The sequence below is a fragment of the Flavilitoribacter nigricans DSM 23189 = NBRC 102662 genome, from assembly GCF_002646595.1.
Lineage (GTDB): Bacteria > Bacteroidota > Bacteroidia > Chitinophagales > Saprospiraceae > Flavilitoribacter > Flavilitoribacter nigricans.
The window spans coordinates 334,476-355,811 of record NZ_PDUD01000017.1; the positions used below are offsets into that span (position 1 = coordinate 334,476).

At 50.6% G+C, this 21,336-nt stretch carries 17 protein-coding genes; 13 read left to right on the forward strand and 4 right to left on the reverse strand.

Going from position 1 to position 21,336, the window contains the following annotated elements:
* Positions 1-16: 16 nt before the first annotated feature.
* Together CRP01_RS10490 and ruvB are read left to right on the forward strand one after the other, a co-directional pair.
* Positions 17-337: a hypothetical protein gene (locus CRP01_RS10490; RefSeq protein ID WP_099149978.1), complete on the forward strand. Its 321-nt coding sequence runs from the start codon at positions 17-19 to the stop codon at positions 335-337.
* 74 nt (positions 338-411) lie between these two features.
* A complete protein-coding gene (ruvB, locus tag CRP01_RS10495) occupies positions 412-1,437 on the forward strand; it encodes a Holliday junction branch migration DNA helicase RuvB (RefSeq protein ID WP_099150110.1) in 1,026 nt (341 codons plus the stop codon).
* Positions 1,438-1,620: 183 nt separating this feature from the next.
* On the opposite strand, the gene CRP01_RS10500 is transcribed toward ruvB, so the two are convergent.
* Entirely contained in the window at positions 1,621-2,841 is a 1,221-nt protein-coding gene (locus tag CRP01_RS10500) for a hypothetical protein (RefSeq protein WP_099149979.1), read from the reverse strand.
* 1,238 nt (positions 2,842-4,079) lie between these two features.
* Between CRP01_RS10500 and rpe the strand changes: the two genes are divergently transcribed.
* From rpe to CRP01_RS10515, 3 genes are all read left to right on the forward strand, one after another.
* Positions 4,080-4,757: a ribulose-phosphate 3-epimerase gene (gene rpe / locus CRP01_RS10505; protein WP_099150111.1), complete on the forward strand. Its 678-nt coding sequence runs from the start codon at positions 4,080-4,082 to the stop codon at positions 4,755-4,757.
* 157 nt (positions 4,758-4,914) lie between these two features.
* Entirely contained in the window at positions 4,915-7,449 is a 2,535-nt protein-coding gene (locus tag CRP01_RS10510) for a TonB-dependent receptor (protein ID WP_099149980.1), read from the forward strand.
* A gap of 687 nt (positions 7,450-8,136) precedes the next feature.
* Positions 8,137-9,141 (forward strand): 4-hydroxyproline epimerase, encoded by a 1,005-nt coding sequence (locus CRP01_RS10515; RefSeq protein WP_099149981.1) that lies wholly within the window; start codon positions 8,137-8,139, stop codon positions 9,139-9,141.
* A 252-nt stretch (positions 9,142-9,393) separates the two neighbouring features.
* Here CRP01_RS10515 and CRP01_RS10520 read toward each other — a convergent pair whose 3' ends face one another.
* Positions 9,394-10,065, reverse strand: a complete 672-nt coding sequence (locus CRP01_RS10520; protein WP_099149982.1) for an OmpA family protein — start codon at positions 10,063-10,065, stop codon at positions 9,394-9,396.
* Between the two features lie 321 nt (positions 10,066-10,386).
* Here CRP01_RS10520 and CRP01_RS10525 point away from each other — a divergent pair, with 321 nt between their 5' ends.
* The 5 genes from CRP01_RS10525 (at position 10,387) to CRP01_RS10545 (ending at position 17,377) form a co-directional block, all read left to right on the forward strand.
* Positions 10,387-11,661, forward strand: coding sequence for a 3-deoxy-D-manno-octulosonic acid transferase (locus CRP01_RS10525; RefSeq protein ID WP_170110314.1), 1,275 nt, complete (start codon positions 10,387-10,389; stop codon positions 11,659-11,661).
* Positions 11,662-11,768: 107 nt separating this feature from the next.
* Positions 11,769-12,755 (forward strand): bifunctional heptose 7-phosphate kinase/heptose 1-phosphate adenyltransferase, encoded by a 987-nt coding sequence (locus tag CRP01_RS10530; protein WP_099149984.1) that lies wholly within the window; start codon positions 11,769-11,771, stop codon positions 12,753-12,755.
* Between the two features lie 397 nt (positions 12,756-13,152).
* Positions 13,153-14,904, forward strand: a complete 1,752-nt coding sequence (locus CRP01_RS10535) for a T9SS type A sorting domain-containing protein (RefSeq protein ID WP_170110315.1) — start codon at positions 13,153-13,155, stop codon at positions 14,902-14,904.
* 192 nt (positions 14,905-15,096) lie between these two features.
* Positions 15,097-16,263: a trans-sulfuration enzyme family protein gene (locus tag CRP01_RS10540; protein WP_099149986.1), complete on the forward strand. Its 1,167-nt coding sequence runs from the start codon at positions 15,097-15,099 to the stop codon at positions 16,261-16,263.
* A 358-nt stretch (positions 16,264-16,621) separates the two neighbouring features.
* On the forward strand, positions 16,622-17,377 hold the full coding sequence (locus CRP01_RS10545) for a tetratricopeptide repeat protein (protein WP_099149987.1): 756 nt from the start codon (positions 16,622-16,624) through the stop codon (positions 17,375-17,377).
* A gap of 179 nt (positions 17,378-17,556) precedes the next feature.
* On the opposite strand, the gene CRP01_RS10550 is transcribed toward CRP01_RS10545, so the two are convergent.
* Positions 17,557-17,868: a hypothetical protein gene (locus tag CRP01_RS10550; RefSeq protein ID WP_222845692.1), complete on the reverse strand. Its 312-nt coding sequence runs from the start codon at positions 17,866-17,868 to the stop codon at positions 17,557-17,559.
* 157 nt (positions 17,869-18,025) lie between these two features.
* On the opposite strand from CRP01_RS10550, the gene CRP01_RS10555 reads away from it, so the two are divergent.
* From CRP01_RS10555 to CRP01_RS10565, 3 genes are all read left to right on the forward strand, one after another.
* On the forward strand, positions 18,026-19,015 hold the full coding sequence (locus CRP01_RS10555; protein ID WP_099149988.1) for an OmpA family protein: 990 nt from the start codon (positions 18,026-18,028) through the stop codon (positions 19,013-19,015).
* 28 nt (positions 19,016-19,043) lie between these two features.
* On the forward strand, positions 19,044-19,802 hold the full coding sequence (locus CRP01_RS10560; protein ID WP_099149989.1) for a DUF6438 domain-containing protein: 759 nt from the start codon (positions 19,044-19,046) through the stop codon (positions 19,800-19,802).
* A 72-nt stretch (positions 19,803-19,874) separates the two neighbouring features.
* Positions 19,875-20,441: an RDD family protein gene (locus CRP01_RS10565; RefSeq protein WP_099149990.1), complete on the forward strand. Its 567-nt coding sequence runs from the start codon at positions 19,875-19,877 to the stop codon at positions 20,439-20,441.
* Here the strand turns inward: CRP01_RS10565 and CRP01_RS10570 are convergent.
* On the reverse strand, positions 20,429-21,259 hold the full coding sequence (locus CRP01_RS10570) for a sterol desaturase family protein (protein ID WP_099149991.1): 831 nt from the start codon (positions 21,257-21,259) through the stop codon (positions 20,429-20,431). The genes CRP01_RS10565 and CRP01_RS10570 overlap by 13 nt on opposite strands.
* Positions 21,260-21,336 lie beyond the last annotated feature (77 nt).

The following is a 21,336-nucleotide window of genomic DNA, read 5'->3' on the forward strand; positions in this document are numbered from 1 at the left end:
GGAAAAGAGAATACCAATGAACACTAATAGAATTATCAAATTATTGACTGTATTCTGCGTTTTCTGGCTAATATCCTGCAACAGCGGAAAAAAGTCAGACAGTGCCTCCGACTGCAAAACGCAGGGCACGGTGCAGGATTTTACCGGCATGGACGGCTGCCGTTTGCTCATCGTTACGGAGGACGGTAAAAAATTGCTGCCCGGCAGTATACTGGACAGTGATTTCGTGCTGGAAGCCGGCCAGGAGATCAGTTTCGATTACCGCCCCGTGGACATGATGAGTGTCTGCATGACGGAAGATCAGATCGTGGAAATCACCTGCATTAAACTAAAATGATGATTTGATGATCTGATGATTTAGTAATGCGATCGAATCATCAGATCATCAGATCATTGGATCATCATCTGTATATGTTAAACGAAAATCTCGATCCATCGGGTCAAAATTTCAGTTCGGATGAACTGCAGATCGAAAAATCACTGCGACCGAAAGCGCTCGATGACTTTAGCGGGCAGCCGAAGATTGTAGAAAACCTGCAGATCTTCATCCAGGCCGCAAAACAGCGGGGAGAAGCCCTGGACCACGTGCTGCTGCACGGTCCTCCCGGATTGGGTAAAACGACGCTTTCCCACATCATCGCCAATGAGCTGGAAACGGACCTGAAGATGTCTTCCGGCCCCGTGCTGGAAAAACCCGGCGATCTGGCCGGCCTGCTCACCAATCTGGATGAAGGGGACGTCCTCTTTATCGATGAGATCCACCGCCTGAATAACGTGATCGAAGAATACCTCTACTCGGCTATGGAGGATTACCGCATCGACATTATGATCGACAGCGGTCCGAATGCCCGGAGTATCCAGTTGTCGCTTAATCCCTTCACGCTGGTGGGCGCCACCACACGCATGGGATTGCTGACCGCACCGATGCGCGCCCGCTTCGGGATCAACTGCCACCTGGACTATTACGATGTTTCCACCCTGGAACGCATCGTCAAACGTTCGGCGGACATCCTCGGGGTCCCGATCACCAAGGAAGGAGGACACGAGATCGCCCGGCGCAGTCGCGGTACGCCACGTATTGCCAACGCGCTGCTGCGCCGTATCCGGGATTTCGCCCAGATCAAAGGCAACGGTACCATCGATCTCGAGATCGCCCAGTACGGGCTGTCCGCGCTCAATGTGGACGAAAGCGGCCTCGATGAAATGGACAATAAGATCCTCGCTACCATTATTGAGAAATTTCGGGGCGGCCCGGTCGGGATCACCACTATCGGCACGGCCGTGGGGGAAGAAGCGGGAACCATCGAAGAAGTACACGAGCCTTTCCTGATCATGGAGGGTTATCTGCAGCGTACGCCGCGCGGCCGGGAAGCGACCGAAAAGGCCTACCGGCACCTGGGCATTGTGCCTCCGGGGCGGGAACAAACGCTATTTTGATGATTCGATGATGTGATGACCCGATGATTACAATCAGATCATTGGATCATTGCAAAATTAATTCATTTTGCCTTGAATTGTAGAGAGCAAGTGGTAGAGGGTATAGGGACTGCAACCGTTAAAATGAGCGATTTTGCTCCATTTTTACGATAGGTAATCGCTCTACCCTCTACCTAAGTTGCATCATCCCACCTTCACTCCCGTCTCCACGCCGCATTCTTCCAGTATCCAGTATTTATTGATCACATTGCTGGTGGATTCGACCTTTTTGGCCAGATCGACCAGTTTCTCCTCCACCGTCTGGCGGGAATAGGCCGGCGCCTGGTGGCGGATAAGGACCAGTTTCTTGGCAAAGCGCAGGAAGTTGGTGTATCCCCGCTTCTGGTCGGTGGTGATCTTCCGGTTGCGGATCACGTATATCCGGAAGGTATCTATGAGTGACAACAGCGCTTCGGTATCCTTCAGGGCAAAATAGGTGCGTAATAAAAGGAAGGACGTGTTGAGGTGATATTTTACATCCGTAAACTGCACCAGCAGCAGCACCGAAAGCGCTTCACTGTACTGTTTCTTATTGTAATAAAGGTGGGCCAGATTGTAATTGTAGGCATTTTCCCGCCGGTGGCTGGGCAGCATGTCCTTATATTCCTGAATGAAGTTTTCGGTCCATTCGTATTCCTTGAGACTACAGCCCAGGGCCGTGATATTTTTGTAGTTCCATTCGGAAAGCATACCGTTCTGCATGATCAGTCCGATCCGGAGCCCCTGCTTGTAGAGTTGGAATAGCTCCCGCCGGAATTCATCCTGCCCCAGGTTGATCTGTCGGATACAGTAATTACTCGCAAAACCGTAAAGGTCTTCCCGTTGTACGGGTCCCAGAGATTCCACATCCTTTTCGAGCATATTCTGAAAGACGTGCGACTTGGAGCGATCCTCGTAGTGGGCCATGTAGTAGCCCAGCAACTTGTGCAGCCGGTAATCCGCCTGAAAGTAGTCGCTGTCCCGGTAGCCGTGTCTTTTCAGTTGTTTTTCCAATTGTTTGCCCCGATTCTTCAGCACATCGAACTGGTTATTCTCGTAGGCGGCTTCCAGCGTGATCACCTCTTCCCGAAAATTCTGCTGTTCAAAATGATGAACGGACAGAAAGCGATAGTACAATCGCTTGAGGTAAGACATGACGTTGTGCAACTGCTGCTCGTCGTAATCCGACTTCGGGAACAATCGCCGGTGTACATTGACCTTTCCCAATTTGGGTTTGCTCTTATCGATCTCCTTCAGGATGATCTCCAGCAGTTCTATGGTCTTCTGATGCTGATTGAAATAAGGTGAGATCACAAACTGACGGAATTTCTCCCGTTGCTTGGGACCGAAGTCCTGAATATAACGTACCAACCGACTATTTTCCATGGGTGACAATTTAAACGTCAGAAAGCTATTCCCGGTAGTCCACCATTCAGATCGGAATTCCGGCCCCACAAGCCTTATATATAATAGCCATCATAAACGGGCAAAAATATCTGCCTATCCGGCCGGTGGGTGTACGGTCCGTAAAGATCCGCGATCTGAATGATGTACCTGTTAAATTATATGAATATCAGGGGGAGAGGTTACTGTTTTATTTCCTTTTTTCTATACTCGACACAAAGTAGTTGGGAACGTTCCCAAACCGCTTAGGTCGGTAATTACTGCACTTAAATTGGTTTGGAAAATCCAAACCAATTTGCCGTCAGTATCCATAACGGCCGTTCTTTAAAAAGTTACAGCCTGTTCAAAAATTACCGTTTCCTAAAGATAGCATACCTTTTACAAAAAATTAGGATCCAAAATCCTTTACGAAACACTTGCAAAATACAGAAACAACAGTTAATATCATTATAAACTACTGTATTTTAACACTTTATAATTTTTTAAGGCGCTAAAAAAAACACAGGTGGATTTTAAATTGTACTATCGTTAGCTCCAGAGTAGCCTTACATTTGTATTATGGAAAGAAAGTCATACAAAATGACATTTTCCAGCGACTTACTATAGCAAATTATAATTCCAGGCACCACAACGACCACTACTAACAAATTATATCCTTAAATCCATTCCGCAAATTAGAAGCGGAGATTTTTCATGAAACGTATCCACTAATAAATTATAATCTCATGAGTGCCTAGTCGAAAGGGGTATCAAGCAAATTGATACCCCTTTTTTTTATGCTTCATCCAAAAAAATAAATTGAAGATAGCTCAAAATAAATTTTTCAGTTTAGGCCATGACTTCCAGCACTAAAACAAAATAAAAATCTAAATATCAATAATTTATAACCTAACACTATTCAAAATAAAATACAGTAATTGACAAAATTGTACTCTTTTCAAGTGAAAAAACTTTAGACATTTGTATTGTGCAAGGGAAAAAACGATTTCCCACTTAACATTCCCAAAAAAAGGGATTTGAATCTTGCAATTAAGAACATTCTTTTAAACACTTATATTCCCATGAAAAGTTAAAGGATGTCAAAGGACGTCCTTGTTTTTGGTATGTAGATAGCCTCTCAAAGCTCTTTTGGAAACCGGTTGGATCACCCAACCGGTTTTTTTGTTTTATACCGGCTTACTTTATCTATCTTTGCTGCCGAAAAAACAACCTGCTACGAGATGAATCAACATTTGCTCGCCCCTTCGATCCTGGCCGCTGATTTCACAAAACTGGGCGAAGCCATCCAACTGGTGAACGAAAGTGAAGCCGACTGGATCCACGTCGACATTATGGACGGGCGCTTTGTTCCTAATATTTCCTTTGGGATGATGGTGACCGAAACGGTCAAAAGCATTGCCGAAAAACCGCTGGACGTTCACCTGATGATCGTCGAGCCGGAAAAGTATATTGAAACCTTCCGCAAGGCCGGAGCCGATACCATTACGGTGCACTACGAAGCCTGTCCGCACCTGCACCGCACCGTACAGCAGATCAAAGATACCGGAGCCCGGGCCGGAGTTGCCCTGAATCCGCACACCCCGGTGCACCTGCTGGAAGATCTCATCGAAGATATCGATATGGTCCTGATCATGTCCGTCAACCCCGGTTTTGGCGGGCAAAAATTCATCTACCACTCCATCCCCAAGATCCAGAAGCTGAAAGATATGATCACGGTACGGAATACCTCCACCCTGATCGAAGTGGACGGCGGAGTAGGCCTGCAAAATGCCGAAAAACTCCTGCAGGCGGGTACGGATGTACTGGTGGCCGGCAGTAGTGTTTTCCGGGCCAAAGATCCCCGACAGGCGATCACCCAGTTGAAGGGTATCGAGCGGGAACCCAGACACTTCGTCTGATCGCCACGCGGCACCGGAGCGTCGCTTGCTTCCCGGCGGCCGACACCAGAAAGTTAAATTTGCTATTTCATACAGTATGCTTTTATCGCCCGGCGTTAGTCCAAACAACAAGCATTGCCACCGGGCATTGAGTTCCCATGTACCGAAAACTAGATCAATGAAACAAAGCTACCTGACGCTTTTACTGCTCCTGTGCTCATTTTTCCTGTGGGGTCAAAGTGAAAAAGCCATCATTACCGGCATCATCACCGATGCGGTCAGTGACGCTCCGATCGACCTGGCGCTCATCTACATCAAAGACACCAATGTATCGGTAGAAACGGCCGCGAACGGTCGCTACCGCATCGAAATACCGGCCAATGAGGAAGTTATCCTGATGTTCAGCCGGATCGGCTACAAGGAGACCTCCACTACCCTAACTCCTATGCCCGTGCGCTCAACCCGGCAGGTAGACGTCAGTCTGGCCCCGATCGATTCCGATATCGAGGTAATTGTGCGGGAAAGCAAGATCGAGGATGCCGGTCTGATCCGGGAAGAGGTCACCGAACTCAAACTGATCCCGACCACCACCGGTAACTTGGAAAGCGTACTGCCGCACATCGCACTGGGTACCAGCAGCGGTACCGGCGGGGAACTCAGCTCTCAATACAATGTGCGGGGCGGTAACTACGATGAAAACCTGGTCTACGTCAACGACTTCGCCATTTACCGGCCGCAGCTCATCCGGGCCGGCCAGCAGGAAGGGCTGACGTTTCCGAATATCGACCTGATCCGCGACCTTTCCTTCAGCTCTGGTGGTTTCGAAGCCAAATACGGCGATAAACTCTCCTCCGTGCTGGATGTAAAATACAAGCGTCCGGATAGTACCCGCGCGTCCATCGGCATGAGTTTCCTCGGCGGATCGGCCCACCTGGAAGGTAGCCTGAACGCCGGTAAGGACAATTACCGCAAGATCCGCTACCTCTTCGGTGCCCGCTACAAAACCACCCGCTACCTCCTGGGTACCCTGGATGTAAAAGGAGAATACACCCCCAACTTTTCGGATCTGCAGACTTACATCACCTACGATATCAACCGCAACTGGCAACTGGGCCTGATCGGCAATATCAACCGGAGTGAATACCGCTTTGTACCTTCCGAACGCCGAACGGCTTTCGGTCTGATCAATTTCGCGCTGGAACTCTTCAGTGAATTCGAAGGCAAGGAAGTGGATGATTTCACTACCCGCATGGGCGGCCTGTCGCTGACCTACATCCCGGACCGGCAGCACAATCCTTATTTCCTGAAATTCCTGGCCAGTACCTTCCAGAGTGATGAGAACGAACGCATCGATATCATCGGCAATTACAGCCTGCGTCAGATCGAATCCAATCTGGGCGCCGAATCCTTCGGCGATGTGCTCGGCGAACTGGGCGGCGGCATCCAGCACGAATACGTCCGCAACTTCCTCACCTATAATATTACCAACTTCGAACACAAGGGCGGGATCGAACTGCAGGGTTACCACGACGATACCCAGACCACCAGCAGTCATTTCTTCCAGTGGAGCGTCAAACTCCAGAACGAGCGGGTAGACGACTGGATCAACGAATGGGAGCGCATCGACTCGGCGGGTTATTCCCTGCCCTACGATACCTCCGCGGTGCAGCTGTTCGAGGTGATCAAAAGACGTAACAATCAGAATTCCAACCGCTACAGCGCCTTTATCCAGGATACCTACACCTGGCGGCGCGACAGCCGCTCGGAATTCCGCATTTCCGCCGGGGTCCGGGCCAGTTGGTGGGACCTCAATCAGGAACTGCTGATCTCTCCCAGGGTACAGTTACTCTACAAGCCGCTCACCAGCGAGCGGGACATTTCCTACCGTCTGGCCGGTGGCTTCTACTACCAGCCGCCTTTTTACCGGGAGATGCGAGCCCCGGACGGCAGTATCAATCAGGATCTCCGGGCGCAGAAATCCTTCCACCTGGTGGGCGGCCTGACCATGGATTTCTATATGGGCAAACGCAATCCGAAGAAGTTCCGCTTCATTACCGAGGCGTATTATAAATCGCTCTGGGACCTGGTCTCCTACGAGATCGAGAATGTTCGGATCCGCTACTCGGGCCTGAATGACGCCCGCGGCTACGCCATGGGGATCGACTTCCGGGTAAACGGGGAGTTCGTGCCCGGCGCGGAATCCTGGGTAAACCTCGGCTTCCTGCGTACCCGGGAAAACCTCCTGGGCGTCACCCACCTGGAACGGGAAAAAGGACAGACGGAAGGCACGCCGGTGAAAGATGTTCCCCGCCCTACCGACCAGCTCGTGACCCTTTCCATGTTCTTCCAGGATTACCTGCCCAAGAACGAGAACTTTAAAATGCACCTCAATTTCACGGTAGGTTCCGGCCTGCCGTTCGGTCTCCGGGGGGCCAACCAGATCTATCGCAATACCTACCGCTTTTCGCCCTATCACCGGGTGGATATCGGTTTCTCCATTCTGCTCTGGAACCGGGAGCGCATCGGTCGCCGGCCGCATCACCTCCTGCGCTTTACCCGCAATTCCTGGCTCAGTCTGGAGATCTTTAACCTGATGCAGGTGCAAAACCAGGCGGGTAATACCTGGATCAAAACGGTTTTCCAGCAGTACTACGCCATCCCGAACTATTTAACGTCCAGACGGATTAACCTGCGGATGAAGTTTGATTTTTGATGAAAGGTATGAATGTGGGAATGTGCTAAGGTGTGAAGGTGTGAATGTAGTGTCAGGGAACAGGTGTCAGGTGTCAGGGAGTTTTTTTTACAACTTAACCGTCTACCATCGTAACATCTACCGTTAAATTGATTGCAGCCGGAAGTTTATATTTCAGCAAGTGGCCGGATCAAAGCCAGTACGCTGAATCGCTCGGAGGCGTTGGTAAGGCCGAGACCATATTCATTTTTTATCGCTCACCGCTCGCAGCCCTAAGTTTGTCTTTCAGCAAGCAGTCGAATCAAAGCCAATATGCTGACCGCTCGGAGGCGTTTGTAACGCCGACACCATATCCAGTTGCTATAGCTCCACTAATCCGAAGGATTAATCATTTTGGCAAGTGGTAAATGTAGCTTTATCTGCTGTCATTTCTATACTAGGTCGTCGTTACGAATGACAACCAGCGGTCCCGATGAAGATTTAGGTAAGTTACGGATGGCGGGGAAGACATTTAAATCGGACGGAAAGTATTTTGAAGTGCTATTGCCATCAACCGTCGACCATCGACCGTCAACCATCGACCGTCGACCAACCATCCACCCAAAATTTCCCCCCCAAGGTTTTTAATATTAAAAAACGATGCAGATCTTGCGCGTTTAAAGAGCAGAGCGATTAGTTGCTCATTCCAAGAAAATAAACCAATTACACGTGGCCAGTAAGACTTTCTTCTGTATTGATGCCCATACCTGTGGCAATCCCGTGCGGGTGGTAGCCGGTGGCGGACCGCTGCTTGAGGGGAACAACATGAGTGAAAAACGGCAGCATTTTCTGCGGGAATACGACTGGATCCGAACCGGTCTGATGTTCGAACCGCGCGGACACGATATGATGAGCGGCAGCATTCTCTACCCGCCCAGTGATCCGGCAAACGATGTGGGGATCCTCTTCATCGAGACCAGCGGCTGCCTGCCCATGTGCGGCCACGGCACCATCGGCACGGTAACGGTGATGATCGAGCACGGACTGATCCGGCCGCGTACGCCCGGGCAGCTTCGGCTGGAAACGCCCGCCGGCCTGGTGCTCGCTAATTACAATCTGGAAGGGAATAAGGTTAAATCCGTTCGCATCCGCAACGTAAAATCCTATCTGGCTGCAGAAAACATTGCTACCGAATGCCCCGATCTCGGTGCGCTGACGGTAGATGTCGCTTACGGAGGTAATTTCTACGCCATTGTGGATATTCAGGAAAATTTTCCGGGACTGGAACACTATAAAGCAGAGCAGCTCATTGCCTGGTCCCGTGAATTGCGCAAAAAACTACAGGAAGACCACGATTTTGTGCATCCGGAAAACGAGACCATCTGTGGACTGAGTCACATCCAGTGGACCGGAAAAACCATCGACCCGAAAGCCTCGGCCCGCAATGCCGTTTTTTACGGAGACAAAGCGATCGACCGCTCGCCCTGCGGTACCGGTACCTCGGCCCGGATGGCCCAGTGGTACGCCCAGGGAAAATTGCAGGCCGGAGATGAGTTCGTGCACGAAAGCATCATTGGTTCGCAATTCATCGGGCGGATTGAAGAAGAGACCACGCTCGGAGACTACAAAGCCATTGTCCCCAGTATTGAAGGCTGGGCGCGAGTCTACGGGCTCAATACCATCACGATCGATCCGGATGATGATCCCTACGCCCATGGCTTTACCGTATTGTAAACCGGAAAGCTACAAGCCGGTATTTTCCTTTTATAGTTCCCATAAATAACAAATGGTTGAATGGTCGCTATGATCTCCGTCGAAACGGAAGGTCTTAGCAACCATCCAACCATTCATTTATTGGTGAAAAGGTTTGGTCGTGGCGGGCAGTTTTATAGGGTTTTGCCCGCTAGGGTTTGGTGTTTGGCTTATAGGTTAGTCTGTGGTTTTATTCGGTTTTCGGGGTGACGACTGCAAACCTATTTTTATTGATTAATATTCAAGCTCACCGTTCTGTGCCTGTTCTTTTAGGTCTTCGTTGGCGTAGATAGCCACTTCTACCCGGCGGTTTTCGGCAGCTTCGGTATTATCTGTATTTACCGGTTGTTGCTCACCGTAACCTACGGTCGTCAGACGGGTGCGGCTTACACCAAGAGTGGCCAGGTAGTCCGCAACGGACTGGGCACGTTTTTTCGAAAGGTCCAGGTTATAAGAATCCGTACCTTTACTATCGGTGTGACCTTCAATGGTCAGTTCGGTATCTCCGTACTCTTTCAGGGTCGTAGCCAGTTCCTGCAGATTGCTTTTGGTCGTGGCGGTCAGGGCGTAAGAATCGAATCCAAACAGAAGACCGGAGTCAAATGTCACGAGGATACCTTCACCTACCCGTACAACTTCGGCTCCCTCTACGGAGTCTTCAATCTCCTTGGCTTGCTTATCCATATATTTTCCGATCAGTGCACCGGCTGTACCACCGATAGCGGCACCGATGATCACTCCTACGGCAGTATTACCGGACTTTTTACCGATAACTCCACCTACTACCCCACCGGCGGCTCCACCGATAGCGGCTCCTCTCGCGGATTTACTTGTATTACAGGCCGGAGCGATAATGATGATCAGACTGAGTAACCAGATCCAGCTGGTTTTAGCTATTAATTTCATGGTTTTGATATTTGGTTAAATGGTACCGGCGCTCAATAGTAAGGGCCGGGGTTAATAAAGCTTATAGCGTGTTTATGTGTTACAATTCAGAAACAACAATCCAATTTTCCATGTTCGGTACAACTCAAAATATATCCTTTTAGCAACTCACTATCAAGGCTTTATGGCCGTCTAATTTTCGCCTTGCCGGCCGTCTGCAAGTTCTGCCACTCACAATAACAATGCTTGGCCCTCCCCGACCCGGTCAATAATTTTAGCGGTGATATTTTTTCCGAAGCCATAAATTTTCTAACTAGCGGTTTTTCCACAAAACCGAACGGTTTGATCACTTTCCTGTACACTCTGGGGATCTATCTGTATACTGCGGGAATCCGGCTGGCGGCCATCTGGAATGAGAAAGCCCGGCAGTGGATCAGCGGCCGGCAACGGATCTGGCAACAGCTCGAAACCTTTAAGGCCACAGCGCCGGAGGGCGTACCGAGGATCTGGATCCACTGTGCCTCCCTGGGCGAATTTGAACAGGGACGTCCGTTGATCGAGAAGATCAAAGCCCGTCATCCGGAAGTACAGCTCATACTGACCTTCTTCTCTCCTTCCGGTTATGAGATCCGGAAAAATTACCCGCAAGCCGATCTGATCTGTTACCTACCCGTCGATACACCGGGCCGGACCCGGCGATTTGTGCAGGAATTGCGTCCGGACCTCGCCATATTCGTCAAATATGAGTTTTGGTACCACCATCTGCACGCCTTGGACCGGGCAGGAATCCCCACCTTACTTATTTCCGCTATTTTCCGCCCCTCGCAGATCTTTTTCAGATCTTACGGTTTTTGGTATCGTCGACTGCTGACACATTTCCGGCACATCTTCACCCAGGATAGCAACTCGGGACAACTCCTGCAAAGTATCGGGGTGCAGCATTTCAGCCGGGCCGGCGACACCCGGGTTGATCGCGTGTTACAGCTCCGGGAACAGGCTCCGACATTTCCCGAGATCGCCCGCTTCAGGGGCGATGCGCCCGTATGGATCGCCGGCAGTAGCTGGCCGGTGGACGAAGCCCTGCTTTTCCCCTTCTGGGAAGCGACCTTACCGGCCAACTGGAAACTGATTATCGCTCCCCACGACATCGCTGCGGACCACATCGAACAGATCGAACAAAACTGTAAATGGCCCAGCGTACGCTACAGCCAACTCGGCGAAACGGAAACGGCGGCCCGGGTATTGATCATCGATAATATCGGTATGCTTTCCGCACTTTACCAGTACGGTCGGATTGCCTATATCGGCGGTGGTTTTGGGAAGGCCATCCACAATCTGCTGGAGCCGATCGCCTTTGGATTGCCGGTACTCTTCGGCCCCAAACACGAAAAATTTCAGGAAGCGCTGGCTCTGAAACGATCCGGCGGTGGTTTCGCCATCGAGGGCCGGGAAGATCTGGATGCGGCCTTTGAACAACTCCGGCAGGATGACGCCTACGCGGAGGCCTCCCGGCAGGCACTGGCTTATCTGCAGGAGAATCAGGGTAGTACCGATAAGATCCTCCAGTATCTGGACACTCACTTTCCAACCCTGTTCGAGCCGCGCGCATCACACTGACCCGGGCATCCGGTCCGGAATAGCCACATTTCCCCGGGAACAGGGTCACTTATAAATTATTACCGGAAAATTACCGTTCTAAGCGGCCTCAACCCTACTTTTGCGGCATGGACCAAATTGCCAATACATTCGAGGCATTTAACCGACTACGGGTGCTGATCATCGGGGATGTAATGATCGACCGCTACCTGCGTGGCCGGGTACAGCGCATTTCTCCCGAAGCACCGGTCCCCGTGGTGCAGTGGCAGGATAACGAAGACCGGCTGGGCGGAGCGGCCAATGTTGCCCTCAACATCAAAGCGATGGGAGCGACGCCCTATCTGTTCAGCGTCATCGGCAAAGATGATAACCAACACAGCTTCCTGACGGAAATGCAGCAAAACGGACTGGACGATCGCGGGATCATCCTATCCGGCGAGCGGGTCACCACGGTAAAGACCCGCGTGATCGCGCAGAACCAGCACCTCCTGCGGGTGGATAAGGAGGATACGCACGATCTGAGCGAAAAGGAAGCCGATCATTTACTCGCCCGCCTGACCGATTGTCTGGAAGAATTCCCGATAGACGTCATTATCTTTCAGGATTATAATAAAGGTGTACTGCGACCGGACCTGATCCGGACCGTGATCGACCTGGCGGAAAAACGGCAGATCCCCACCGTAGTGGATCCGAAGTTTAAAAATTTCTGGAACTACCGGAATGTGACCCTCTTCAAGCCCAATTTGCGGGAGATCCAGGATCAGCTCAGCTTCCGGGTAGCCCCCGAGGCGGACTCCCTGCTCACCGCAGCCCGGGTTATCCGGGAACGCCTCAACAACCGGATCAGTCTGGTGACCCTTTCGGATAAAGGTCTGTTTGCCGAACAGAATGGTCAATACCATCTGCTGCCTACACAGGCCCGCAATATAGCGGATGTGTGCGGCGCCGGAGATACGGTGATCAGTGTGGTATCGCTGGGTCTGGCATTGGGACTACCGCTGGAAGAGATCGGTCAGCTCGCCAATCTGGCCGGGGGGCAGGTGTGTGAAAAGGTCGGTGTGGTACCGGTGGATAAGGCCCAGTTGCAACGGGAATTCGCAAATTTGGCAGTGTGATCGGGACCGGCATTCTATTTTCGCCGAACCGATCCGTGATTATGGCTATTTTTCAATGCAACCACCTATTCCTTCCAAAATGGCCTTATTTTACGGGGCTGATCGGGAATTACAGCCGAAATGGTCAATTTGCCGGAGCGCAGGGGCAACCTCCGGGAATACCCTTCGGATTAATCCTGCTTTACCCGATACGAGCTATTGAAAAAACTTGTACTTATTCATAAATTTTGTAATTTTCGCGACTCTTTCCTCCTTAACTGGAATGGATTTATTACTAGGCCCTTAATTTTATTTTTTCGCTTTCATCTCCAATGTTGATAATTTCCTGGTTCAAAGTATGCTCAATGAGTTAAGTACGACATTAACTTTAAACCTTTTTTTCATAAAAATAGAATTTATGCAGTCCAAACTTTTTACCCAAATTACGTTGCTGCTGCTGACGTTGGGCAGTCTCCCGATGGTAGCTCAGACGCCGTTTTTCACCTATGATTTCTCCGACGAAACAGCCTCCTTATCCGACTGGACCGGCGGCGGAGAAAACGAAGGTACCGAAACCTGGAAATGGAGTGCGGATCCGTCCAGAGGTGGCTTCCTCAATTTCGCTGCCCCAACTGCCTCCAACGGATATCTTTACTTCGACTCTGACGCCAACGGCCTGAACGAACACGCCGTAACCCTGACCTCCCCGATCATCGATTGCTCCGGTCAAAACCAGGTTTTCCTGGAAATGTACACCCAATACGTATTCTACATCAACGACTTCAGTACGGTAGAATTGGGCGTAAGTGTTGACGGCGGCGATTTCGTTTACCAGGATATCCTGGAAGAAGTAGAGGCCGGCAACGTATTCGTAACCGGCCAACGCGTGGTCGCTGAGATACCCGACGCCATCAATCAATCAAATGTTCAAATTCAAATAAAGTGGACTGGCTTTTTCGAATATTTCCTGCATATTGATGATGTTGCTTTGTATAACACCGCACCGATCCTGGCCAATGACCTGGCCATCCGGGACGTTCGCCACCCATCGGCTTATACGACTCCTCTGTCCCAGGTTGACTCTATGTTCTTCCTGGGTATTGCGGAGAATATCGGTGCAGATCCTCAGACCAACACGCACCTGCGCCTGACTATTCTGGACCCGGAGCAAAACCAGGTTTTCCAGGATTCTTCCGATAAGACGGATATGCTGGCGGCCGGGGCGCTGGATACCCTGATCATTGAACAGGGTTTCGTACCCGAGGCGATCGGTAACTATTTCGTATTCGAATCGGTAGTTGCCGACGAGGATGATGACTTCACCGGAAACAACCGCGAGATCTTCACCTTTGAAGTATCCGAAGACGAATTCGCAGTGGACGACGGCGACCTCCAGAACGTGGCGGCTCCTGCGGAATTGAACGGCGACTTCTGGGAAGGAGGTAACCTCTACTATGTACCCAACGGTGCGGGTTACGAAGCCCACGAAGCCCGTTTTTCGGTATGGAGTAGCGGCCAGACCCACATCGGAAAGACGGCCACCATTCTGCTTTACAAAGTAGCCGAAGACGATGAGCCCGGTTTCACCAATAGCGATGTGGAACTGGTAGCCTTCTCCTCTTATACCTTCCAGGAAGCGGATGAGAACTTCGAACTGATCAATGCACCTATTTATCAGGACGACGGTTTCACACAGGGCGTAGCGCTGGAGGATTCCACCGATTACATTTTGCTGATCTCTCTGCCGGAAGATATTGCTATCCCTTACACTTACCGGAACGTGATCTATGATGTTTCTTCCGTGGTTCGGAACGGAACGGACTGGTTCCTCGGCGGTTTCACCGGTCCTATTGCCCTGGTGGTACGTTTGGGTATCCGCGAAGCCGAAGATCCCAACGCCGTGCAGGAACCGGAACTGGCCGACAGCCGCATCAGTTCCTTCCCCAACCCGGCGCGGGATTTCTACCGGATCAACCTCGACCTGGAAAACAGCTCAGCCGTTCAGCTGCAGTTGATGAGCATTTCCGGACAGATCGTCATGCAACGCGAATACGCTGCAATACAGCAGGATCGCATTGATCTGGATGTCAGCGATTTGCCGGCCGGTGCCTACCTGGTTAAAATTCGCACCGAAGAGGGTGTAAAAACCCTGAAGCTGACCAAACAATAGATCCGGTGACCACGGACGGCTGAGTATCCGTCCGGTACCGCTGATCTGTAGCATAAATTGAAGCCGCGAAGGGCACGAATGTGTACGATTAAATTTATTTTTTCGTAAAAATTCGTGTTCTTCGTGGCTTTGTAATTTATACCTCCTCCGAAATCTAGACTTCGGACCGTCGGTACCTGAAAATAGAAACGCATGAAAGAAGATCTGAGCTATATCCTGAACCACCTGGGCGAGGACCGCGAAAAGTATTTCAATGCCGTTTCGCCGCCCGTCATTCAGACCAGCAATTTCTGTTTTCGGGACCTGCAGCAGTTCCGACAAGCCTTTACGGACGAACTGGAGCATCATATCTATACCCGGGGCAATAACCCCACCGTCGCGATCCTGCGGAAAAAACTGGCGGCCCTTGAAGGCGCGGAAGATGCTCTGGTGTTGTCCAGCGGCAGCGGAGCGATCGCCGCAGCGGTGATCTCTCAGGTCAAAGCCGGTGATCACATCGTTTGCGTTCAGTCGCCGTACTCCTGGACCCAGGCGCTACTCACCAAACTGTTGGCCCGATTCGGAGTCACACACACTTTCGTAGACGGCAAAAGTATGGAAGCGATCACCCAGGCCCTGCAGCCCAATACCCGGATGCTGTACCTGGAAAGTCCCAGTTCACTGACTTTCGAACTTCAGGACCTGCAGGCCTGCGCCCAGCTCGCCAAAGAACGGGGTCTGGTGACGATTATCGACAACAGTTACTCCTCGCCGCTCTTTCAGAATCCCATTCGCCACGGGATCGATATCGTGGTGCATTCCGGCACTAAGTACCTGAATGGTCACAGCGATGTGGTGATGGGCGTGATCTGCAGTTCGCGGGAGATCATCAAAAAAATATTCGAATCGGAACTGATGACCCTGGGGGCGATCCTCCAGGCCCACGATGCAGCGCTGGCCATTCGCGGACTGCGTACCCTGGAGTTGCGTCTGCGCCGTTGCGATGAGAGCGCACGTCTGATCGCTTCCCGGCTCGCTGCACATCCCAAAGTGGAGCGGGTTACCCATCCCCTTCTACCGGGGCATCCCCAATACGAACTGGCCAGGAAGCAGATGAGCGGTACCGGTGGTTTGTTTTCCGCTTATTTTAAAGTGGATGAACGCGAGAAAATGGAAGCTTTTGTTCAGGAACTGAAACACTTCCTGCTGGCGGTTTCCTGGGGAGGGCACGAGTCACTGATCCTGCCCAGCGTCGGCTTCTATAACATTCCCGGAAGGCAGGATACGCACGTCGACTGGAAACTGGTCCGTTTCTACATCGGTCTGGAAGATCCCGAATGGCTCTGGGCGGACCTGGAAAATGGCTTAAAAATATTGTAAAAAATTTACACATCCCTAAAAAACTAGTAGCCAGTGACTTAAGGATATAAAGTTTGAAAATAGGGGCCAAATTAAACGTTAAACCAGATAGTAGATTTTTAAAATATTATAATATCTTATAACTTTATATTTAGAAATATACCAATCCCATATTTACATATCCTATAGCAATAACCATAAAGGACTCAAAATTCACTAGCTTTATTTCCCCCAGGGGACATTTAAGATTATAAATCCACTCACCCGGTATTTCACGGGAATTATAATCCTCACGAATTCAGCATACGCCATCAATCTTACTTTTGCAAGCGCAAAAGCTGTATTAATATTGCAATTTATTTAACCAAAACCTGCTTAAATGATCCGTATTACCCCCCTGTTGCTTCTCCTTTGGATGAGCACGACGGTCATCGCACAGAAAGCTTTAACCACCAAAAGCGGATGGGCCTACGAGGTCGTTACGCCGGGCCGTGGTAATTTTCTGGACCTGAACAAAGGTATTGAGACACACAACCAACTGGTAGATGCCGATAACAATGTATTGGTTTCGACCTACGCCGTTGGGATCCCCGATTATCAGTTGATCTCCGACCTCAGCGGACCCTTCCAATCCGCCTGCGAGGTAATGAAAGCCGGCGGGCATTACAAATTCTTTATTCCCGTAGCGGATTTTCGGGCCACCATTAAGGGCGGCGCCAAACTCAAGCTACCCGGAGATTTCGTCGTCTGGGAAGTAGAGTTGTTGCGGGTTTTACCGCCGCTGCCGGATATCGCCAAGCGAATTAAAACCTCCATCCAGAGTGGAGGCGTGGATGCCGCTTTCCAGGAATTCAAAAGCCTGAGTACCTCCTCCAACAGCGGGGTATACTTCGGCGAGTGGGAAGTAAATGAGGTGGGATACCTTTTTCTCAACCACAATAAAGTGGACGAAGCCATTTCGGTATTTGATTTTAATGTACAAAGGCACCCGCAATCCGCCAACGCCCACGACAGTCTGGCGGAAGCTTATCTGAAGGTCGGCAAAAAGGATATGGCTATCCGCCATTACCGATGGTCCCTGGAGCTTAATCCGAGTAACGCCAATGCCCGAAAGGTACTGGCCGATATAGAATAAGATCACCTACGGGTGCATAGGTAGATTTTGGTTGATCCCCTGCTACCTCCGGAAAAATAACTGAACCAAAAAACAAAGGCATTGCCGACGATCTTTCGATCCCTGGCAATGCCTTTTTTTGATGCCGGAAGTTACCGGCCGCTTCCGAAGCGATTGACCGAAGCGATCGTGCCTCCGGATCAGTTATTATTTTTCTTGGCCCGCTTGATATTGCGGCTGGCTTTGTTCTGGCGAGCGTGCAGTTTTGCTCTTTCTTTTTTGGTTACTTCGCCGTCGGCTTTGGCTCTTTTCTTGGACCGGTTGATCCGTTTTTGCTGGCGTTCCAGACGAACGGCTTCCTTCTTACTCACTTCGCCGTCCTTGGCTCCTTTAATGATCCGTTTTTGCTGATTTACCTGGCGGTCGGCTACTTTGGGGGTGGCCGTCTGGGCGCTTGCCGCCATGGCGAATAATACGAATACGAGGCCAAGGAACAATTTTTGAATCTTCATGATTTAATAGTTTTAGTTTTCAAATTTGCAGATTAGACTTTTCCAAATAGAAAAGGTTTAATTGCTTTTACGGCTAATTAGCCCGCCGAACACCTGTCGGTATTTGATATATGACAGCTTTTTGGTTACTTTACGGAAACAAAAAACCCATTGAATCATGAAAATTTATCCGGTAACGGCCATCCTTTTGATCATTCTCCTGGGAGCTTGCGCTACTCCTCAGGATACAACGGAATTGAACGAACAGGTGGATTATTACAAGGATCAGGCGCTTCAGGCTGATTCAATACGCACAGAATATCGCAACCTGGAAGAAGAAAAGAGACTGGTGGAAGTGGAGCTGAACCAAATGATGAACGAATTGGAAAGACTGCGGGCTACCAATATTAGTCTGAACCGCAGTTATCAGGAGGTATTGTCGAAATTCAACGAGCAGATCAACCAGAATCAGGAAGTGGTAGCGACAACCTCCTACGAAAATCTCACGCTCCAGCAACAACTCGCCCAGAAACAGACCATGCTGGACGAACGGGAGCGAAAACTGGCTCAGACCGAATACGAACTGCGCGATAAGCAGCGTACGCTGAGCATGATGGAATACAACTACACGGAAGCCAAGGGCGTACTCGGACAAAAAGATGCCCGGATCGAGGAACTGGAATCGGCGCTGGCCGCCCAGAAGCTGCGTCTCGACAATCTCAAACAGAGTATTGACCAGGCACTGACCGGATTTTCCAGTGACGAACTGACGGTGACGCAGAAAAACGGTAAACTCTACCTCTCCATGAGCCAGAATCTGCTGTTCACCAGCGGCAGTGAAGATATCGACTGGCGGGGTAAACAGGCCCTGATGCAGGTAGCCGAAGCGCTGAAAAACAATACGGATTTTCAGGTGATGGTAGAAGGACATACCGATACCGACGGAACGGCGTCCCGCAACTGGGACCTGAGCGTTCTGCGCGCCACTTCCATCGTGAAAGAATTGACCAAATACGGTGTGGAACCGGAAAGGATCACCGCCGCCGGTCGTGGTTTCTACGCTCCGGTAGCCCCCAACAATACGCAACAAGGCAAGGCACTTAATCGCAGAAGTGAGATCGTATTAACTCCAAAACTGGATGATCTCTACCAAATTATTCAAAATTAATCAAATACCGAAGCGTACCCGGTACAACATGAGAGCACTGCACACCATTACCAAAACCGCCGGCCTGAGCGGAATGATCTTCTTTTTCACTTTCGGGATGTTTTCCTGTAAGGCCATCCTGAAGGATACGGACCTGAACGACCTCGAAAAGGTAGTATCGATGAATATGGGCCCCTGCTACGGCAATTGTCCGGTCTATACCATCACCGTATACGACAACGGGATCGTTGCTTACGAAGGCGAACGTTTTACGGAACGCAGAGGTGTCCACATCCGGGATATCGGTCGTTCCGACCTGAAAGCCCTGAAACAGGAACTCGTAGCGGCCAACCTCTTTAAATTTCCCAATGCCTTCAAATCCCAGATCCCGGACCTGCCGACTGTAACGATCGAATACTTTGAAGACGGCCGTTCGAAGGTGATCCGAGGTAAGGACGGACGCCCGCCTCAGGTCCTGAAGATCCAGGAACTACTCGAACAGATAGCCAACGAAGGAGAGTGGAAACAACAGCAGGCCCCGGCTACCGGAGTACCCGAAGATTTTATCGCCCACGAACTGATCGTGCAACTGGACCGCGAAGTGGTACCCGAGCAGTGGTCCCGGCAATACGCCCAGCAGGATCTCCGGGTGGTCAAAAGGCTTTCGCCGAATAACTCCTACTGGCTCGTCCGCTACAATACGGATGCCATGCACCCCAATGATATGCTGCGGCAAATGCGCCAGGATCCGGATGTGATCAAGGTTGAATTCAATAAATCGGTGCAGGGGAGGCAACGGGACCGGTAAACCCGGTTTCCTAAATGGAACGGGAAGGTGCCCGGAAGAACGACGACCCCACAACAGCTCAATAACTCATTCATGCAGGACGATATTCTCGACAATGATCCCGGCGAAAGACCGGCCAATCTCGAATCGGTACGTTTTGCCGGCCTGTGGATCAGGGTCGGTGCTTCCCTGATCGATTCGCTGGTATTGATCCCACTCATGGGATTGAATTATTACAATATCATTGAGATCAAAAGTCTCCCGCTGGCGCTGCTACTGGCCCTGCTCAGCGCGGCTTACAAGCCGTTCATGGAGTATTACTACAGCGCCACCGTCGGGAAAATGGCCGTGAAGATCAAAGTAGTCGATTATCAGCTCCAACCTATTTCGCTGGATCAGTCCCTGATCCGTTATCTTCCCTGGGCGTTGAGTGTGGTGATCAATTTGCTGGCCACCATGTACATCTTTCAGCTGGAAGGATTCGAAGAAGTCCGTGATTTCATGAGTTACGGCGATCTGGCCAATACCACACCTTATCAGAAGTGGATCCAGTTTTCCATCTGGATCGCGCCCATTTCCGCCTTCGGGATGTTATTCAATCCCTTCAGTCAGGCTGTCCACGATCAACTGGCCAAAACCTATTGTATTTACGGAACCTGAGTTCTGCCCTGAAGGTCGGGCGCCCGGGAGATCGACGGGGAATGACGCGATTTGATCGCGTCGAAAGTCTGCTCGTAATCAGTTGCATTGGTCCCCAGCAGCCGATCCCAGAAATTGTAGTACAATCCGAAGTTACAGTTGGATCGCGAATGGTGCATATTGTGATGAGTCGAGGTATTGAACCATTTGCCGACAGGATGTCGCACAAACCCTCTGGGAAAAAGCTCATATCCGAGATGCCCCAACAGGTTGAAAAATAAAGACCAGATAGAGAAGGCAAACAAAGCCAGCGGATGCAGGGGCATGACCAGCACAGCCAGGGGGACAATGCCGATCTCTACCATGGCCTCTAAAGGATGAAACGAAAGGGATGCCCATGGGGTCGGATTATTCGATATATGGTGCACCTTATGCAACAGCCCAAACAAGCGGGGATGGTGCATCAGGCGGTGCATCCAGTAGAAATACGTGTCGTGAATTACGGTAAGCAGGAAAAAGGAAAACAGTAAATAAGCCCATCCATAAGTCTCGATCTCCGTATATAGCCGGGTATAGCCGGCCCGGTACAAAAAGTAAATACCGATGCCCAGTGCGGCGAACACTCCGGCCGTTGCTAAGGAATGGATGAGCTCATGACGGATCTTTCGCCAGGGGGGAAATCTTTCCTGGATCCGGAACGGCAGCCAGTTTTTCTTCCAGATGAGATAAAACACCAGAAAACTTATTCCGGCAAACAGGGCATAGCGGGCGAATACCAGCAGGGAACCCAGCGCCCAGGAGGGCAGCAGACCAAATTTTTCGTAAATCGGGAATAGCATAGTTTCGGTTTTCGGAACCGGAACGAATCACTCGACCGGCTATGAGGTATACCGGCAAAGTAATGCCATCCGCAACG

Bases quoted from the DNA above. Each gene is read 5' to 3' on its own strand.
- CRP01_RS10565 (WP_099149990.1), top strand. From the start codon at position 19,875: ATGCAGGACGATATTCTCGACAATGATCCCGGCGAAAGACCGGCCAAT.
- CRP01_RS10535 (WP_170110315.1), top strand. From the start codon at position 13,153: ATGCAGTCCAAACTTTTTACCCAAATTACGTTGCTGCTGCTGACGTTG.
- CRP01_RS10510 (WP_099149980.1), top strand. From the start codon at position 4,915: ATGAAACAAAGCTACCTGACGCTTTTACTGCTCCTGTGCTCATTTTTC.
- CRP01_RS10540 (WP_099149986.1), top strand. From the start codon at position 15,097: ATGAAAGAAGATCTGAGCTATATCCTGAACCACCTGGGCGAGGACCGC.
- CRP01_RS10545 (WP_099149987.1), top strand. From the start codon at position 16,622: ATGATCCGTATTACCCCCCTGTTGCTTCTCCTTTGGATGAGCACGACG.
- ruvB (WP_099150110.1), top strand. From the start codon at position 412: ATGTTAAACGAAAATCTCGATCCATCGGGTCAAAATTTCAGTTCGGAT.
- CRP01_RS10560 (WP_099149989.1), top strand. From the start codon at position 19,044: ATGAGAGCACTGCACACCATTACCAAAACCGCCGGCCTGAGCGGAATG.
- CRP01_RS10490 (WP_099149978.1), top strand. From the start codon at position 17: ATGAACACTAATAGAATTATCAAATTATTGACTGTATTCTGCGTTTTC.
- CRP01_RS10550 (WP_222845692.1), bottom strand. From the start codon at position 17,868: ATGAAGATTCAAAAATTGTTCCTTGGCCTCGTATTCGTATTATTCGCC.
- rpe (WP_099150111.1), top strand. From the start codon at position 4,080: ATGAATCAACATTTGCTCGCCCCTTCGATCCTGGCCGCTGATTTCACA.
- CRP01_RS10520 (WP_099149982.1), bottom strand. From the start codon at position 10,065: ATGAAATTAATAGCTAAAACCAGCTGGATCTGGTTACTCAGTCTGATC.
- CRP01_RS10555 (WP_099149988.1), top strand. From the start codon at position 18,026: ATGAAAATTTATCCGGTAACGGCCATCCTTTTGATCATTCTCCTGGGA.
- CRP01_RS10500 (WP_099149979.1), bottom strand. From the start codon at position 2,841: ATGGAAAATAGTCGGTTGGTACGTTATATTCAGGACTTCGGTCCCAAG.
- CRP01_RS10570 (WP_099149991.1), bottom strand. From the start codon at position 21,259: ATGCTATTCCCGATTTACGAAAAATTTGGTCTGCTGCCCTCCTGGGCG.
- CRP01_RS10530 (WP_099149984.1), top strand. From the start codon at position 11,769: ATGGACCAAATTGCCAATACATTCGAGGCATTTAACCGACTACGGGTG.